This is a genomic window from Spirosoma oryzae, from assembly GCF_003002825.1.
GTDB lineage: Bacteria > Bacteroidota > Bacteroidia > Cytophagales > Spirosomataceae > Spirosoma > Spirosoma oryzae.
Window position 1 is genome coordinate 1 of sequence record NZ_PVTE01000013.1, and the last position, 17931, is coordinate 17931.

At 57.3% G+C, this 17931-nt stretch carries 14 protein-coding genes and 2 riboswitches; of the genes, 7 read left to right on the plus strand and 7 right to left on the minus strand.

The window, feature by feature from the left end:
• Positions 1 to 433: 433 nt before the first annotated feature.
• From CLV58_RS15710 to CLV58_RS15735, 6 genes are all read right to left on the minus strand, one after another.
• Entirely contained in the window at positions 434 to 850 is a 417-nt protein-coding gene (locus CLV58_RS15710) for a type II toxin-antitoxin system VapC family toxin (RefSeq protein WP_106138786.1), read from the minus strand.
• Positions 850 to 1128, minus strand: coding sequence for a hypothetical protein (locus CLV58_RS15715; RefSeq protein ID WP_106138787.1), 279 nt, complete (start codon positions 1126 to 1128; stop codon positions 850 to 852). The genes CLV58_RS15710 and CLV58_RS15715 overlap by 1 nt, the downstream gene beginning before the upstream one ends.
• A 68-nt stretch (positions 1129 to 1196) precedes the next feature.
• A complete protein-coding gene (locus tag CLV58_RS15720) occupies positions 1197 to 3143 on the minus strand; it encodes a magnesium chelatase subunit D family protein (protein WP_106138788.1) in 1947 nt (648 codons plus the stop codon).
• The gene (locus CLV58_RS15725; RefSeq protein ID WP_106138789.1) at positions 3140 to 4249 is read right to left on the minus strand and encodes a Fic family protein; all 1110 of its coding nucleotides are present in this window, start codon (positions 4247 to 4249) and stop codon (positions 3140 to 3142) included. Before CLV58_RS15725 ends, CLV58_RS15720 begins: the two co-directional genes overlap by 4 nt.
• 80 nt (positions 4250 to 4329) lie before the next feature.
• Complete coding sequence (cobN, locus tag CLV58_RS15730; protein WP_106138790.1) at positions 4330 to 8619, minus strand: cobaltochelatase subunit CobN; 4290 nt, start codon at positions 8617 to 8619, stop codon at positions 4330 to 4332.
• Between the two features lie 108 nt (positions 8620 to 8727).
• Complete coding sequence (locus CLV58_RS15735; RefSeq protein ID WP_106138930.1) at positions 8728 to 10161, minus strand: cobyrinic acid a,c-diamide synthase CobB; 1434 nt, start codon at positions 10159 to 10161, stop codon at positions 8728 to 8730.
• 169 nt (positions 10162 to 10330) lie between these two features.
• A riboswitch (cobalamin riboswitch) is annotated at positions 10331 to 10517 on the minus strand.
• 47 nt (positions 10518 to 10564) lie between these two features.
• Positions 10565 to 10798: riboswitch (cobalamin riboswitch) on the plus strand.
• A gap of 38 nt (positions 10799 to 10836) precedes the next feature.
• Here CLV58_RS15735 and CLV58_RS15740 point away from each other — a divergent pair.
• The 5 genes from CLV58_RS15740 to CLV58_RS15760 all read left to right on the plus strand — a co-directional run bounded on the left by CLV58_RS15740 (position 10837) and on the right by CLV58_RS15760 (position 16087).
• Positions 10837 to 11559 carry a cytochrome c biogenesis protein CcdA gene (locus CLV58_RS15740; protein WP_245882347.1) on the plus strand — a complete coding sequence of 241 codons (723 nt, stop codon included), beginning with the start codon at positions 10837 to 10839 and terminating at the stop codon, positions 11557 to 11559.
• Between the two features lie 148 nt (positions 11560 to 11707).
• A complete protein-coding gene (locus tag CLV58_RS15745; protein WP_146141447.1) occupies positions 11708 to 13936 on the plus strand; it encodes a TonB-dependent receptor in 2229 nt (742 codons plus the stop codon).
• Positions 13937 to 14081: 145 nt separating this feature from the next.
• Entirely contained in the window at positions 14082 to 14318 is a 237-nt protein-coding gene (locus tag CLV58_RS15750) for a hypothetical protein (protein ID WP_106138792.1), read from the plus strand.
• A complete protein-coding gene (locus tag CLV58_RS15755; protein ID WP_106138793.1) occupies positions 14315 to 14728 on the plus strand; it encodes a PIN domain-containing protein in 414 nt (137 codons plus the stop codon). The genes CLV58_RS15750 and CLV58_RS15755 overlap by 4 nt, the downstream gene beginning before the upstream one ends.
• A gap of 105 nt (positions 14729 to 14833) precedes the next feature.
• Positions 14834 to 16087, plus strand: a complete 1254-nt coding sequence (locus CLV58_RS15760) for a PQQ-dependent sugar dehydrogenase (RefSeq protein ID WP_106138794.1) — start codon at positions 14834 to 14836, stop codon at positions 16085 to 16087.
• A gap of 51 nt (positions 16088 to 16138) precedes the next feature.
• On the opposite strand, the gene CLV58_RS15765 is transcribed toward CLV58_RS15760, so the two are convergent.
• Positions 16139 to 16426 carry a hypothetical protein gene (locus tag CLV58_RS15765; protein WP_106138795.1) on the minus strand — a complete coding sequence of 96 codons (288 nt, stop codon included), beginning with the start codon at positions 16424 to 16426 and terminating at the stop codon, positions 16139 to 16141.
• Positions 16427 to 16775: 349 nt separating this feature from the next.
• Between CLV58_RS15765 and CLV58_RS15770 the strand changes: the two genes are divergently transcribed.
• Positions 16776 to 17399, plus strand: a complete 624-nt coding sequence (locus tag CLV58_RS15770; RefSeq protein ID WP_106138796.1) for a 3-keto-disaccharide hydrolase — start codon at positions 16776 to 16778, stop codon at positions 17397 to 17399.
• Between the two features lie 133 nt (positions 17400 to 17532).
• Positions 17533 to 17790 carry a hypothetical protein gene (locus tag CLV58_RS15775; protein ID WP_106138797.1) on the plus strand — a complete coding sequence of 86 codons (258 nt, stop codon included), beginning with the start codon at positions 17533 to 17535 and terminating at the stop codon, positions 17788 to 17790.
• Positions 17791 to 17931: the final 141 nt, after the last annotated feature.

Genomic DNA, 17931 nt, shown 5'->3' on the forward strand with positions numbered 1-17931 from the left:
CGCTGGGAGAAGAAGGTCGCCAATTATAAAGCCTTGCTATTTCTGGCCTGTGCCCACATCGTTTGGAAACGCTCAATCATTTTCGGATAGGCTCTTAGTAAGTCAGTGAACTGGATACGCGTAACCGGGGGGCTGTTAAGTTCTAGCCTGTTTACCCCCCGCCCCCCTGAAGGGCTAATCTTGTAGGGGTTTCACGTCCTGTACTTAACTGGCTTTATGGACAGGCTTTTTTACCCCTAAATCCCCTGAAGGGGACTTTACTCGCACTTAGAAAAAGTCCGGCAGCGGCCGACCGCCCTTCAGGGGATTTAGGGGTAAAAAAGCTCCTTTGCGAAGTGCTCGGTTTTGAAGGCTCAAAACCCCTACAAGGTTAGCCTGAAGGGGGAGTAGTTTGCTTGCAAATTTCACCCCCTTTAGGGGGCGGGGGGTATGGTTAGCCGAAAGAAATTTGCCTATCATCAGCGCTAAACCAAGAACTTAACGGCCCTGCGCGTAACCGGGGGGTAAACCGAAAGTCTTTAACGTTGTACGTCCGCAACTCGATGTTATAAATCAGGGCTGTAGCAACAATAAAGGTGTCGGGTAGTCCTATGTGATGAGATAGAGCATATAACTGCGAAAGCTGCAACGCCAATTGTGCTATTGGTTCGTTGACGGGCAACATGAAAAAGCCCTGTAGCTCCTTCTGAATAGCGGTGAATTCCTGTTTGTTTAACGCGCCCTGACATAACTCCATGGCGATGATCGTATTGATCGCCAGATTAGCTTTTCCAATAGTATTAACAAAGGCAACAGCGCCGGGGCGCTTGCGTAAGTAATCGATTAGGATTGACGTATCGGTCAAAATCATTAGCGACGCCAAGAAGTTTTGCGTAGGTTGGAAACGTAGTCAGCGGCATTGGATACTTGACTAAACAGCGTCGTATTTTCCGACTGTTCGTTGGATGTATCTAGCGAATCAGCAATGATGTGCCCATGCTCGGTGGGATTGAGATGCGGGTATTCCAGTGTCGGCAAGGCTGCGCTTAGTAGTTCTTCAATGACTAACTGCACACTTTTTCCAGTGGCATTTACCTCCTCGTTGATGCGTTGCTCCAACTGTGCGTCGTCGATATGCACGGTTATCATACGATATGTCGTATCAAAACAGCATCCTGCTGTTCGGTTAAGTTAAATATACGCAAAATAGCCGTTAGTTATCTGACAACCCGGCTCGAAACGGTTTCTGTGAGTACATCGGCTGATAAACTATCCAGTGAAATGCAGTCTGCTCCCAGGGCGTCGGCAAGGGCGTTGGCGCGGCCAAGACGCAGGTAGTCGGCGTCGGTGTCCAAGACCAGCGCGGGTACGGACTGCGCACGTACCTGACCGGCAAGCTGCACGACCTGCTGCCAGGCATCGCCACTACCCGCCCCGGCGGACAGGCTCGGTAGAGAAACGTTGGCTTTGCCGTCGCTGAGCACGACCAGGAACGGACGATGCTCGCGGAACTGCTGCATCACATCAAGGGCGAGTTGCAGGGCGTGGGGCAGGGGTGTCCGGCCGCCGGTGGGTAACGCACGCAGCGCCTGCTCCGCCTGCTCGACGTCCCGTGTCGGCGGTAGCAGCAACTGCGCGTCGACACCCCGAAAGCTGATGACGCCCACACTGTCGCGGTGCTGATACGCGTCGGTCAGCAGGCTTAGTACGGCTCCTTTCACCGCTTCCATCCGCTGACCAGCCGCCATCGATCCCGACGCATCTACGACGAATAGAATCAGCCGCGCCGTTTTACTCGCCCGGACGGTCTGGTGGAAGTCGTCGCGGCTGATGATAAGATCGTCCGTATTGCGGAGTAGCGCGCTTTGAAGCGTAGCCGTGATAGCAAGGTCGGTCGGTTGCGGATTGGGAACGGCGCGTACAAAGGCCCCTCGTTGCTGACCAGTTGTAGCTGGATGCTTCCCCGCCGGAGCCGGTTGTGGCTGACGTACTTGTTCCGTCAGCGCGGTTGGCAACGTTGGTGCAGCGATTAGTGGTAGCGCCCCGAACACTTGTTCCGGTTGCGTCGGTTCGGGGGGCTGACTGGTATCTCCTTCCGGCGAATCGTCCGGTGTTGAATCCGATCCAGTGCTGTCCGGCCCATTTTCGGTTTCGGTGGGCGGTTTCGGTGGAGCGGTAGCCGGGTTGGGTTGGTTGGTCGCTGGCGGTGGGGCGTCGGTTGGCTTTTTGCGTTGCCGATGGGGGAGCGCCAGTTCAGCCGCCTGTTTTATGTCGTCGGGTATAACGTCGGTTCTTCCGGCAAGAGCGGCTATCGTCAGGGCGGTTTTGTACAGTACGATGTCAGCCCGCAGACTAACGATGTTCAGGTCGGTGCAAAGCTGACTAATCATAGTCAGCATCCCATCGGCCATGCGAACCGAAGGCAGCAACTGCCGAGCCTGGTCGATCTGTTGTTGCAGCGTCCGCTGTTCGTTAATCCATTGCTCCGCGAAGGCAATCGGGGCCGTTTCGAACGCGATCCGTCGGCGTACGACCTCGGTCCGTTCCTCGACCGCACGGGGCGCTGCCACATCGACCATCAACCCAAACCGGTCGAGGAATTGCGGACGCAGCGTACCTTCTTCGGGATTCATCGTACCAATAAGCATGAACCGCGCGGGATGACTGACCGATAAGCCATCGCGCTGTACCGTGTTGATCCCCATGGCCGCTACGTCGAGCAGCACGTTGACCAGGTGATCGGCCAGCAGGTTTACTTCATCAATGTACAGGATACCCTGATGCGCCGATGCCAGCAGCCCCGGTAGCAACTTCTTCTGCCGGTCGACCAGTACGCTTTCCAGATCCAGACTGCCCACGACCCGATCTTCAGTCGCGCCCAGCGGTAAATCGACAAATGGGACGGCGATGGTCTCGGTCTGCCAGTCGACTTGTTGGCAGGCGTCACAAGCTGGTAATGGCTCGTCAGGGCGGCAGTTGAACCGTGAACCCGCTACCCGCTGCACCGATGGCATGACGGCCGACAGTCCCCGGACGGCGGTACTTTTCGCGGTGCCTTTGTCGCCCCGAATCAGCACCCCGCCAATACCCGGATTAACGGCGCACAGCAGTAGCGCCTGTTTCAGCAACGGCTGACCAACGAGGGCCGAAAATGGGTAGGTCATAGGTCTGTCTGGTAGCTGAGTGAATAACTGGTGCTTCGGCCACCGGCTTCGTCTTTGATTAGCATTCCTTTTTGAATCAAGTCCTGAATATCGCGCGAGGCTGTATCCTGCGAGCATTTGGCAATTTTCGCCCATTTCGATGACGTCAGCTTGCCGTCAAACCCATCCCAAAGTTTATTGATAAGCAGTCGTTGCCGGTCGTTGAGCGGTATATCGCCGAATCGGGACCAGAAGTGTGCTTTCACTAGCACTCGGGCCAGTTGCGTTTCGGTCTGATGTAGCGCCCGGCGCAGGCAATCCAGAAACCAAACCAGCCAGTCGGTGATGTCCAGCGAGCCGCGCTGCGTCCGTTCCAGCATGGTATAATAGGCCTTTCGGTCTAATCGAATCTGCGCAGACAGACTATAGTACCGAAAACGGGACCGTTCGGCGCGTGCCAACTGCATGTCGGCAATCGCCCGCGCAATGCGACCGTTGCCGTCATCGAACGGATGAATCGTCACGAACCAGAGATGTGCGACGGCGGCTTTCAGGATTGGATCAAGCGATTGGTCGGTGTTGAACCAATCGATAAAACGGGTCATCTCATCGACTAATCGCTCACTGGCCGGGGCTTCAAAATGAACCCGTTCGCGACCAAGTGGACCCGACACAACCTGCATAGGCCCCATATCGTCGCTACGCCAGCGGCTCGTTTGAATCGTATACGAACCACTTCGGCCGTCCGGAAACAGGGCTGTTTGCCAGCCAAATAGTCGGTCTTCACGTAGTGGTTTATCGTACTCCTGAGTTGCATCCAGTAACATATCGACAACGCCATCCACCGACCGATCTGTCGGGATCAGGCCACCGATGTCGATGTTCAATCGCCGGGCTATGGACGAACGTACTTCATCCAGTGGTAGAATTTCACCTTCTATCTCCGACGTTTTCAGGACGTCCTGTGTAAGGGTCTGAAAACTTGCCTCCTGCTGAGCCGAAAAGCCAAGCATATCCATCCGTCCAGCAAGGCGGCCCTGTACATAGCGAACATCGCTCAGGAGCGCCGAAAGTTGTTCGTCCTGCCAGGTGAAGTGTGGCCACTGGCTGCGTTGATGAATGTACATGACGATAGATATTCTATTCTCCGCAAAATACATTGTATTCTCCGCAAATTTGCGGAGAATACAATGGTTAATCTCCGCATCTATTCGTTTCGGGCTTCGAGCAGGCGTTCGCTGTTAAGGTAAATACCTTGTAGGGCGCTCAGCATCTCGGAGGATGGTTCCGCCCAAAGGCCACGCTGGGCAGCTTCGAGTAGCCGTTCGGCGATGGCGTTGAGTGCCCACGGATTGTTGTCGGCGAAGAACTCCTGCATGGCCGGATCGAGGGCGTAGGTTTCGCCGACTTTCGCGTACATCCAGTCGTCGACAACCTGCGCGGTGGCGTCATAACCGAACAGGTAATCGACCGTTGCGGTAAGCTCTAAGCCGCCTTTGTAGCCGTGCTTTTTGATGCTGTCCAGCCACTTTGGATTGACAACCCGCGAGCGGAATACGCGTAGGGCTTCTTCCTTTAGATCGCGCACAACGGGCCGGGCGGGGTTCTGCGAATCGCCGAAATAATGCTTCGGCTGCTGCCCCGTCAGGCTGCGGATGGTGGCAATCATGCCGCCGTGAAATTGCAGGTAGTCGTCACTGTCGAAAATGTCGTGTTCGCGGTTGTCCTGATTGTGCAGGGCCACTTCGACGCCCGACAGCCGCTGCCGGAACTCGTCGCGGGCGTCGGCTCCCTGCACGGTGCGGGTGTACGCATAGCCACCCCAGTTGACGTAGGTTTCGGCGAAGTCAGCGTCGGTATGCCAGTTCTTTTCGTTGATAAGCGGCAGAATCCCGGTGCCGTAGCTGCCCGGTGCTGCCCCGAAAATGCGGTAACCCGCCCGTTCTTCGGCTTCCTCGATGGGAACGTCCTGCGCCTGCAATTCCGCCAGTTCGGCCAGGTAGTGCTTGCGGACAAAGTTCTGCTCCGGCGATTCATCCAGCGCAATAACCCGCTGTACGGCATCGTCCAGCAGGTCGATGAGGTGAGGGAAGGCGTCGCGGAAAAAGCCGCTGATACGGGTTGTGACGTCGATGCGCGGGCGACCTAACTCGTCGAGGGGAATCACGGCTACGTCAACCACGCGTCGGCTTTCGGCCTGCCAGACGGGCCGTACGCCCAGCAGGGCCATGACCTCAGCGGCATCGTCACCACTGGTGCGCATGGCACTTGTGCCCCAGATGCTGATACCGACGCTTTCGGGGTAGCGGCCGGTTTCCTTCCAGTGTCGGTCGAGGACTTCGCGGGCCAGTTGCTGCCCCACCTCCCAGGCTGCTTGTGATGGCAGTGCGCGCGGATCGACGGCGTAGAAGTTACGACCCGTTGGCAGGATATGCGCCTGCCCGCGCGTCGGGGCACCACTCGGCCCGGCCGGTACGTACCCGCCCGACAGGCCATGTAACAGGTTGGCTAGTTCGTCGTCGGTGCGAACCAGATTCGGCAGAAGTCGCTCACAAACGTAGGTTAGCACCTGTCGGATACCGGTCAGGGCGGGTGTGGTGGGGGGCAGGGTGAACGTCTCGAACAGGATTTGATCGATCTGACTGGTGCGGAACCGATGCTGCTCAGCCACGCGAAACAGGTGGTTGCTCAGCTCGTCAATCACTTCCAGCGCATCGGCATTGGTGACGACAGGGCGTCCGGCAAGATCGATGAAGCGGTCGGCAACGGTTATTAGCCGTGCTCCTTTAGCGGTTTGTAAGTCGTTCAGGTCAAAGCCGAATAGTTGCGCAATTTCGGCTGACAGGCTCGGTGCGGACGCGTTGGGCAGACGGGTGAGCGATTGCAGCATGTCGATCAGGGCGTCGCTCGTGGGCATCTCGCCCAGCGTGTGCAGCCCGTTGCGAATCTGGGCAGCCCCCAATTCGCAGAGGTAGCCGTCGATGTCTTCGATCAGGTGTGCCACGTCCTTACCGTCCATCTCCGTCAGGCTGACCGGTACCCCGTCGGGCGTTAGCTCATCGTCCCACTCGTGCTTGTGATCGCCGTGGTCGCGGCTGAGCATGGCCGACAGGTCCATGTCCAGATTGGTCTGTTTGATGAGCGTCCAGATTTGTCGTTGCAGCAGCGGCAGTTTGGCCGGGTCCATCGTCTCGACCTGGTAATATTCATCGACCAGTTGCGTCAGCTGAGCCAGTTCGCCGTAGCTGTCGGCCGATGTCATGGGGGGCATCAGGTGGTCGACCACCACCGCGTGGGCGCGCCGTTTCGCCTGCGATCCTTCGCCGGGATCATTGATGATGAATGGGTAGAACAGCGGCAGATCACCCAATAACGCGTCCGGAAAACAGTTCGCCGACAGGCCGATGCCTTTACCCGGCAACCATTCTAGTGTGCCGTGCTTACCGACGTGGACGATGGCGTCGGCCTGCCAGTCGTCGCGGAGCCAGCGGTAGAGGGCGTAGTAGTGGTGCGTCGGTGGGAGGTCAGGCTGATGGTAAATGGCGTCAGGGTCCATACCATAGCCGCGTGGCGGTTGCAGGGCCACGAACGTATTGCCCAGGTGCAGCCCCGCCAGCGCGATGTGTCCGTCGTGGACGTAGGTTTCGCCGGGGGGCGGCCCCCACTGCTTCATCATCTTCTGCTGCACGAGGTCGGGCAGGTCGGCAAACCAGCGGGCGTACTGCGCCGTCGACACTCGCCCGGCTGCGTTCGCCAGTTGGTCGGTTGTCAGGTAGGTCTGGTCGTACGAGCAGCGGTCGATCAGTTGGTGAATCAGGTCGGTGCCGGTGGCGGGTAGGTCGCCCACCTGGTAGCCTTCGGCCTCCATGGCGTGCAGCATGTTTAGCAGTGATGCGGGTGCATCCAGCCCCACGGCGTTACCGATCTGCGACGCTTTCGTGTTCGAATTCGTGAAGATAAACGCGATTCGTTTCTGGGCGTTGGGTAGGCTGCGTAAGCGCGAAAACCGACGGGCCAGCCCCGTTACGCGCTCTACCCGGTCGTCGAGCGGTACGTAGCCTTTCGTCGTGCGATCCTTTTCCTTGAACGATACCGGCACGGTAATGATCCGCCCGTCGAACTCCGGGATAGCGACGTTCATGGCCGTGTCGAGCGGGTTCAGCCCCCGGCTCGATGACTCCCACGGTCCCCGCGCCATGCCGGGTGTTATGGCCTGAAAGATGGGTACGTTCAGTTGCATCAACATCGCCTGCGAAGGGGCTTCGTCGTCGCCCGAACGCAGGTCGGTCATGGCGTAGGAGATGGTGTTGATAAGATTATCGATGGCAATGCCGCCGTGCTCCGCCCGGAAAAACGAAAACGCGAAGGGCGCACCGGTATCGGGGTCGACGGCTTTGAGCGAGGTTGTGAAAACGGGCAGTGCGTTGAGTGATTTCTCCTCCAGCGACCGTACCAGTGCGTCCACGAAGGCCGTGTTACCGCTGATCCAGTGCGAGCGGTAGAACGTAATACCTACCGTCGGCCAGTCTGAATTGTGGCGCTGCACCCACTCCTGCATATCAGTGTTTTCGGGCAGGTCGGGGTGGTAGATGCCGTGGTCGGGGAGTTGTACCGGTGCGTCGGCCCCGAAACCCGTCAGCAGCAGGTGGTCCGACAGAAAGTACAGCAGCGACGTCAGGTTCTGATAGCCACCGGCCTGTACGTAGGCCAGCGTTTCGTGCAGGATGGCGGGCGACACTGTCGAGACGGCGGCAAATTCCGGGTTCAGATCACCCGTGCCGCTGATGACGATCAGATGCTGCCCGCGCTCGTTGGCCCGGCGCACCAGTTCACCAAAACCCGGCACGCTGCTCGGCCGACCATGAATGCGGAGGATGATAATCCGGGCGGTACCAATTTCGCGGTCGAGCAGCTGCGCCATCTGCGCTTCACTCCTGATCGCCAGCAGACTCAGGCCCGTTGTTTTCGGGAAATCGTCGGGCAGCGTTTGCAGCACCCGATTCATCGTTAGCAGGTCGGTGTCGGCATGGGTCAGGAATACGATACCACTCGTCGGCAGGGCCACCTGTCCCGCCTGCGTGGCCGTTTCGGAACCTTTCCAGCTGTAAAACTGAAAGACGTATTCCGACAGCTCGGCCGGGGGCGGCAGGTAGCCGTCGGCGGCAATCATACTGTCGATATAGTCGAAAATGGCGATGATCTGCCAGTCGCTGTTGATGGAGTGAAACCAGACCGACTGCCCGTCGAACAGCAATGTGACGACGTTGGCGAGCGTACACGGCCCCAGGCATCCACCTTTGGTCATGTGCACGACGTTGCGGATTTTCCGGCGCATCCATTCGCTCTTGTAAAGGTCGACCGGGATAGCCGCGTACCCCCGGTCGACGCGCCCGCAGCAGCAGGCGTTGTAGCAGTACGACAGGTGCCCCCGGCGCTGCACGAGGTTAATGGCTTTTCCGTCGGCGCGGGTTACGCGTTGCCGTTTGATATCTGCCATGTGGAGGGTAGTGGGTTTGTTTGTAGAGACGCAAAACTTTGCGTCTCAGCATGCGTCAGCCTTTTTTCTGCGTCAGCCTTTTTTCTGCGCCAGCCTTTACCGTCCGAGTTAATGACCGTCCGGGTGCTGAGACGCAAGGTATTGCGTCTCTACAAATGCGAACAACTGCTCAATAAAATCCGGTCTGTCGCCCCAGTAGAGGTGAACGTAGGACGCGAACGTGTTCTGAACGCGATATAGCTTTGTCTCGACCGGCATGCCTTTGGCATTGCTGATCGACGCGATGGAGGATAGGGGAGCCGGCTCGGTTAAGCTGGAATAGTGAAACTCGTGGCCATTGAGGCTGAACCCCTCTAAGCCGTTACCCTGCCAGTCGACGGTGCGGTAGCCCAGCGTCAGTTTTGCGGCCTGCATCGACGTCGTCATTGCCAGTACCCCCGCCATCGGCCAGGCTGTTCCGGACCGGGTCAGGCGGGATTGAACCTGAATGGACTGGCTCAGGTACATCAGCCCACCACATTCGGCATAGGTCAGGCCACCCGACAGGCAGTAATCGCGGATGCTGGTGCGCATGGATTCGTTCCGGCTCAGTTGCTGCGCGTACAGCTCGGGGTAACCGCCAGGCAGGTACAGGAAATCCGTATCGGGCAAAACCGTGTCGTGCAGCGGGCTGAAAAACGTGACGGTACCAAACTGAGCCAGCCGGTCGATATTTTGCTGGTAGGTGAACAGAAAGGCTTCGTCCCGTGCTACGCTGATCCGGCGCGTCGACTGCCCGGAGACAGACACATCGACTGGTGCTGAAATGGGTCTGGGGGACTGCGTGGCGGTTAGTAGCCGGTCGAGGTCGACGGTTTTGGGCAACTCGTCGGCGATGGCCTGAATGATCTGTTCGTAGTCGGTTTCGGCCGACAGGTGTAGGCCCAGATGCCGCGACGGAATGGCAAAGCGGGGATTGCTGGGTAGGTAGCCCAGCGGTTCAACGCCCACATCGGCGCAGGCATCGGCCAGAAACCGGTAATGCGATTCCGACCCGACATTATTAAAAATAGCCCCGACCAGCCGGATACCCGCGTAAAAATTCTTGAAGCCGTAGAGCAGCGGAGCCACTGAATAGGCCATCGCTCTCGCGTTGACAACCAGTATGACAGGGATGTCCAGCAATTCCGCCACGGCCGCGCTGCTACCCTGCATCCGGTCCGCCCCGTCGAACAACCCCATCACCCCCTCCGTAATCGCGACGTCAGCCCCCTGCACGTACCGCCCGTACGACGACCGAACGTGCTCCGGCGACGCCATGAACAGATCGAGATTGATGCCGGGCGACGCTTCACTGGTCGACACCTCGCTGGGCGGCATCCCGTTGGGTCTACGGGCTGCTGTGGCGTGGTGCTGCGTATCGATGTAGTCGGGTCCACATTTGAACGGCTGCACCCGTAAGCCCCGGTTGGCCAGCGCACGCAGTAGCCCCAGCGTGAGTGTCGTCTTGCCGGAACCGCTGGACGGTGCCGCTATGAGGAATTGGGAAAAGCGTTCAGCCATACGTAAGTGGGTTGAGTCGTGAGCAGACCAACGGCCGAATCGGTATTTCCGCAAGCTGGCAGTGTAGAAGAGGAGGTTGGTCGACAGGTATATACACTGCCGTTCGTGCTGATACCATACCGGTAAATCAGCCTGTACCAAACCCGACCCAGCTTCAAACCGCGAAAGCGTTGTCGTCTCGAAACGGGCAGGTCTCCTGACTTGAACCGTCGCTGCCGGCCTTCCCGATCCGGTAGATCAGTGGAGATTGATGAGCAGCGACTTGATGCGTTCGTACAGTTGCGCGACAGTTCGGGCTTTTAACCCGATTCCCTTTTCACCACCCGTAGGGTGGCACCTGTTTCGGTTGGAAGAAATGACGTCGAAACGTTAATCGATGACAAAGGTAAGGCAGAAACCCCTTACTTTTGCCCCCGTTTGCTGGTGTCCTTCCGATGCGAAGGACTTAAAAGGGAATCCGTCGCCCCGCCGATGCGGAGTTAATCGGAGCAGTTCCCGCTGCTGTATAGTTCTAGTAGAAGCTGTTCAATCAAACCGCTTCTCAACCAGGCGCTGACAACTCGCCACTGTTCCGGTCGGAATGGGAAGGCGTCAGCGCTGAACGAGCCAGAAGACCTGCCGCGAACATCATAACCGGGTTGCTTTCGGGAAGAAAAGCGGCAGGAAAGTCAACGGATGCGCCGGTTCGGTGCCGTCCGGGCTTTTTTCGTGCGCAGTTCCTACCGGGTAGCCCATCAACCCGTTGCGCACATGGTCAATCCGTTACTCCTCGATTCCTTACTGCTGGGCGTTCAGCACTCCTTCGAACCCGATCACATGGCCGCCGTATCGGTACTGGCGTCCGAAAAAGAACGCGCTGGAAGCCGGCATTTGTGGCGGGTCATCTGGCGGTCGTCGCACTGGGCGCTGGGGCATTCGTTTACGCTCATTCTCTTTGCCTGCTTCATTCTGCTGCTCAAGTCAGCCCTGTCGCTCAACATTGCCGAGCAAGTCGAACTGGCCGTTGGGCCGCTGATGATCTGGCTGGGTATCGTCGCGATCCGGCGCAACCACCAGCAGACCCATGAACACGCTCATCCGCATAACCCACCGGCTGCGACAGTCAGTCGGTCGTTCTGGGTCGGAATGGTGCATGGCCTGGCCGGGACGGGTGGTGCCTGTACCGTCGCGCTGACGCTGGCGGCCCGCGATGCGTCGACCGCCGTCTGGATCATCATTTTGCAAAGCGCCGGGATCATCGTCGCCATGACGCTCTACGGTTGCCTACTGGCGTTTTCGCTGACGAAAGTGGTCGACCGCTGGCGGACGGCGGTGCGGGTGATCAACTACGCTGTCGGCATCTTTTCCATCGGTATCGGGCTACTCACGCTGTGGGAAGTGGTTCAGTCGTACCGGTAATTACATTTTGCATCTCTTTCTGTCATCCCGACGACAGGAGGGATCTTCGGGAAAGGATAATTTCTCAATCTATTACGGAAGATCCCTCCTGTCGTCGGGATGACAGAAACACTATCAATCATTTACCAATCAATTTAATACAACCTACGTGACGAATTTTTTCCGTCGATGCGCCCGGTTGGGTGCGCCTGTTTCTTCATCACCAATCCTGCCAGTACGAACTGGCGCAACGCTGGTAACCCTGTCGCTGATGGCCGTGTCGGCCTACGGGCAAACACCTGACTCACTTCGCAATCGCGACCTGACCGAAGTCGTCGTGACGGCGACCCGCTCCGATAGTCGGCGCGAGCTGGTGCCGCAGCAAATCGACGTACTCACCCGCCACGACATCGCGCAGACGCAGGCGTTCGACGTGACTGACCTGGTGAAAAAGCTGGCGGCTGTCAATGTCATTCAGTACCCCAGTCTGTCGTCGGGGGTGGGTATTCGGGGTTTTCGGCCGCAGTTTTCCGGCCTGAACCAGCGTACGCTGCTGCTCATCGACGGCCGGCCGGCCGGTGCAACCAACCTCTCGACCATCGGCCTGAACAACGTCGAGCGGGTAGAGGTGTTGAAAGGACCGGCGTCGGCTTTGTACGGCTCGCAGGCGATGGGGGGCGTTATCAACGTCATTACCCGCCGGTCGCGTGGGCCGATTCGCGGCAATGCCTTTGCGGAGTACGGTTCGTTCCAGACGTATCAGGCGGGCGGTAACGTCGGCGGTAATCTGACAAAGCGACTCGATTTCGATGCGTCGCTGAGTTACTTTAAGCGGGCGCAGGACTACAAATTGGGCAGCGGTAACCTGTTCCGCGACTGGCTCGGTGGCGATCAGGCGGTAAAGAATTATACTAACAAACCAGCGGAAACGGTCGATGATCGTAAAGACGACGGCCTGACCCGCCCAAACACGAAACTGACGTACTACTCGGGGGCGCTGCGGCTGGGCTACCAACTGGGAGCTAACTGGCGTGTCGACATGCGGGGCGAAAAATTCAGCGCGAAAGACGTCGAATCACCGGGCGACATTACGTATGGTACTACGCAGTCGAGCCTGAAAGATGCCGATCGGCAGGCGGCTGAAGTCGCGCTGAGTGGCCAACTGGGGGCGCATAAGCCGGTGCTGCGCGTGTTCGCGTCGGGCGAAAACAGTTTTTTCAAAACGACCAACGTATCGGGCAAACCCGTTACGCCCTACCAGTCGTCGACGACCGAAAACCGCTGGCAGGGCATTCAGCTGAAAGACAACTGGCAGATTGGGCGTCATTCGCTAACCATCGGCTACGACTACCTGGATGCCAGCACGAGCAGCCGTGCCTGGACCGACGCGACGACCGAACGGGCACCAACTTCGCCGAACTACGCCATCCGCTCGTCGGCCGTCTACGCACAGGGGCAACTGCGGTTCGGCAATGATCGGCTGATTCTGCAACCGGGTGTACGCTACGACAACATCACCTTCGACGTTCGCGAAACGCCACTACTGACGACCTACAAAGGCGGTAAATCGACTACGCCTTTCGTCAGTCCCAGCCTGGGAGCGGTCGTTCGGGTAGCCCCCGACCTGCGGCTGACGGGTACGGTGGGCCGTGCATTCGTAACGCCCGACGCCTTCAACGTAGCCGGATATTCAGAAGTGCGGACCTCGGCGGGGCGCATCACCATCACGACCGGTAACCCGAATATCCGTAATGAAAACAGCGTTAGTTACGATGCCGGTTTGCACTACAGCCGTCCCACGAGCGGGTTTAGCGCGGGCGTGACTTACTTCCACACGAACGTAACCGACCGGATTGCCCGCATCATCACGCAGGTGAACGAGCGGCAGACGAACGGCGATATTATCGTGGCGCGGGCGACCTACGTCAACGCGGCCGATTCGCAGATCAGCGGGATCGAGTCGGAAGCCGCCTATGATTTCGGCGCGCTGGCGGCTTATCGTTACTCGCTGAAACTATTCGCCAACGCGACCAATATGATTCGGTACAGCGAGACCGTCGTTGGAACCGACGGGGCCGTGACGGAGCGCGACATCATGAACGTCGCGAACATGAATCTGAACGCCGGGCTGGATTACGATTCATTTAAAGGCTTTCGGGCGCGGCTGTTGGGACGGTACGTCGGTCACCGCAAAGACACCGACTTCACCGATGCGGCCAACCCCGAAATCGAATATCCAGTTTATCTGGTGCTCGACGCAAGTGCCTCCTACACGCTGGCAAAGCAACACACGCTTACGCTACAGGTAACGAACCTGACCGACGAGAACTACTACGAAAAGCGGGGCTACAACCTGCCCGGCCGCTCGTTCTTCGTCCGGTATACTTTTTCGTTCTAACTGCGCCAGCACCACTAATTGCCAAAGCCGCTATTGTTCTACCCAATAGCGGCTTTGCTGCTGTATATGAATGCGTTCCCCCAACGCAAGTAAGGAACAGCTACCGAATAAATTCAGTTACTTTGTCAGTACTTAGTAGCTACGTATGACACACACAATCACGATAGAAACCCATAATCAGGACGATCTGCTACTCTTTCGGGTGCTGGCCGAACGGCTGGGACTACGGTTGCAGGAAACGCATGAAACGGAGGCTACAGGTGAGTCCGACGCATTACAGATGCTAAATAATATCGACTGGCAGAGTGACGAGACGGGCGACGAGCTAAACACGATGCTTCGACATGCCCGGTCTTTAGGCGCTCGTGACGTGCAACTATGACGCACTATTTGCTCGACACAAACATCTGCGTTCATGCGCTGAAAAATGAATTCGGTATCCGGCAAATCATCGCTGAAACAGGCATACAGCGGTGTTTTCTGTCGCAAATTACTATTGCCGAATTGCTGTTCGGCGTCGAAAACAGCGCTCCGGAACGACGCTCGCATAACCGCCAGAACCTTGAACAATTTCAGGATATATTTAGCGGCCGAATTCTCGGCATCGATCGGGCATTAGCTGAGTACGCCCGTCAGAAAGTAATGCTCCGGCGTATGGGGCGTCCGGTAGATGATTTTGACCTGTTAATCGGTGCTACTGCTGTAGTGCATGACCTGCTATTGGTGACGCGTAATACGCGTCACTTTGCCGACATGAGCGGTATACAACTGGTGAATTGGATTGATGGTTAGGCTACGCATTATGCGTTGGTGATCAGGTTCCGCCAATCAAAAACGAATAAACGAACGGGGGATGCTTACTTTTGTGTTGGTCAACTGACAGACCACTAAACCAGCATGAACCTCAACACAACACAAACGACTACCGGCATTCTCACGCTGCTGACCGGCCTTACGCTAACCCTGACGGCCTGCGGACAAAGCAACACCAACACGACACAGGCATCGGCCGGGGGTGGCTTGCCATCGGTCGAAACGAAAGAACCTAATTCGCCAGCTTACAAGCCAGCCTTTGCGGGACAGACGCGCGTCGCGGGCGTTAAAACGGCGATGACGTACGAAGGGAAAGTTCTGACCGAGTCGCTTAAAAATCCGTGGGGTATTACCAGTCTGCCCGACGGTCGGTTGCTGATTACCGAACGTGAAGGTACCATGCGAATCGCAACGGCAGATGGTAAGGTAAGCGCCCCGATTACGGGTGTACCGAAAGTAAACGCGGGCGGACAGGGTGGTCTGCTCGGTGTTCGGGTCGATCCTGATTTTGCGACCAACCGGATGGTGTACTGGGTATTCTCCGAAGCCCGCCCCGACGGAAACCTGACGGCTGTTGCCAAAGGCAAGCTGTCGACCGATGAGAAAACGATTCAGAATCCGGCCGTCATCTATCGCGCCACGCCCGCTTACAATGGCACGCTGCACTACGGTGGCCGTATCGTCTTCGACAAAAGCGGCAATGTCGTAATCAGCACCGGCGAACGGTCGGACCTGGTTACGCGTCCGCAGGCACAGTCGCTCAACTCAGGGCTTGGTAAAGTGATTCGGATCACGAAAGACGGGCAACCCGCGCCCGGTAACCCGTTCCTGGGGCAACAGGGTGTCCGGCCGGAACTGTATTCGTACGGTCACCGTAACGTGCAGGGGCTGGCGTTCAACCCCACGACGGGTGATCTGTGGGAGGATGAATTCGGGCCACGCGGGGGCGATGAAGTCAACCGCGTATTGCCCGGCAAAAACTACGGCTGGCCGACGATTACGTACGGTATCGAATACGCTGGTCCGAAAGTAGGCGAGGGGATTCAGCAGAAAGACGGACTGGAGCAACCCGTGTATTACTGGGACCCCAGCGTATCGCCCAGTGGCATGACGTTTTACACGAGCGATGTCATGCCCGAGTGGAAAAACAACCTGTTTGTTGGGGCGCTGAGCGGCATGCACATCGCCCGGCTGGTGATCGAGAACAACAAAGTCGTTGGTGAAGAACGACTGCTGGCCGATCAGTATCAGCGGTTCCGCGACCTGACACAAGGGAACGACGGAGCCATCTACGCCATTACCGATCAGGGGCGGCTTTACCGCATCGCTAAAAAATAAAACGCCGGCACGGGCCGACGTTTCAGAATCACGAAAGACCGGTGGCTAGGGCTACCGGTCTTTCTTTTTGGACTGCTTCTTCACCGGACCATAGTCGGCGCGGGCACCCCGTGTGGGCTGGCTGGTAGCGCCCGAAGCGGGCGTACCCATCGTGGGCGATGAGCGAACCTGATTCGTGGCCGATACCGATGCGGGCGCGGGGGCCGGGCGTGGGTCGTTGCGGGTACTGGTCGGTTGGGCTTGCTTTTCGGCGCGTTGGCTGCCCGATACGGTCGCCTGGGAATAGCCGAGCGTTACGGTCATTGCCACTAGTAGGGCGGTGCTTACTACAATTTTCATAACGTTTGCTAATTTACTGGGTGTTGAAAATGCTTCGTCGGAGGGGATAACTGCGCGTCGAAGCAGATGGATTGTCAGGATACAACTATTTCAGGAGCGGGCTACGAAACCGATGGGTGGCGGGATCATCGTCTCAGTAAAATGAGAGCGTTCGGATGCGTCGGCTAACGACCTCAGACAGCTGGCGAAGGCCACTCACCCGCTGGTTAAAACGCACCTGACCGTGTTGCGGCAGGTGAGAAAGTCGATGCAAACGGGGTGAGCGTCTGTCCGTGACGTATAGCTCAGAATGCAGTAGAAGCAGGCCGTTACTGACTTCTGCTCAAGGAATACGCAACAAGCAAACACAATGGTAAAACGCACACTACTGCTGGCACTGGGGCTGGCCGGACTGCTGACAATGCCCGCTTACAAGTCAGACACGCACAAAGAGAAGTGGGTCAGCCTGTTCGATGGGAAGACACTGACCGGCTGGAAAGCGGCCGAAAATCCGGCTACGTTCAGTGTTCAGGACGGTGCCATTGTCGTGGCCGGACCACGGGCCCATCTGTTCTACGAAGGGCCGGTCAACAATCACGAGTTCAAAAATTTCGAGTGGAAGGCCGACATCAAAACCTTGCCCGGCTCGAACTCGGGTATGTTCATCCACACGGCTTATCAGGAAAACGGCTGGCCGAAACAGGGCTACGAAATCCAGGTCAATCAGACTCATACCGACTGGCGCAAAACGGGTAGTGTCTATGGCCTACAGGACGTAAAAGAGACGTTTGTGAAAGACGGCGAATGGTACAACGAACGCATTGTCGTGCGGGGTAAAACCATTCAGATCCTGATTAACGACAAGGTAATCAACACCTACACTGAGCCGGAAAATACCGACAAGGCGGGCAGCGGGACCATTGCCATACAGGGCCACGACCCCAAAAGCACGGTCTACTACAAAAACATCGAAATAATGCCCCTACCAAACTGAGAATAGACAGGATTACAGGATTGGCAGGATTTTGTGAGAGAAAGAAAACCTGTCAATCCTGTAATCCTGTCTATTCAATGAAAACGGAACGGCGGCTGCGTGGTTAGGGTAGTATCACCTGACTAATCAGCGTATGCGCAGCGAACGGGAAACGAAATTACTGACGAAATTCTGGGTAAAGGGCGGGGTTGGTGCCATGTTCGTGGGTAGCGGGCTATCCGTTGTGCTGCACGGCTGGGGACTCCGGCAAGGAAACGAAGACAACTGGTTCTGGGTCAGCACGGGCGGTTTCTCCCTGATTATGACCGGCCTTCGATTGATCGGCGACGCTAACCGCCACCGAACCATGGTCGACGTATTGCAGGAACTCGACAAACGCGAACAAATGTAGAGACGCAACCCTTTGCGTCTCAGGTCCGGATGGCTCGTGTTAGTACCCTTTGCGTTTTATCCTCCGGATGGTTGGTACAAGAAACCCTTTGCGTCTCACTTCCGGATGGAATGAGACGCAAAGGGTTTCTTGTACACACTA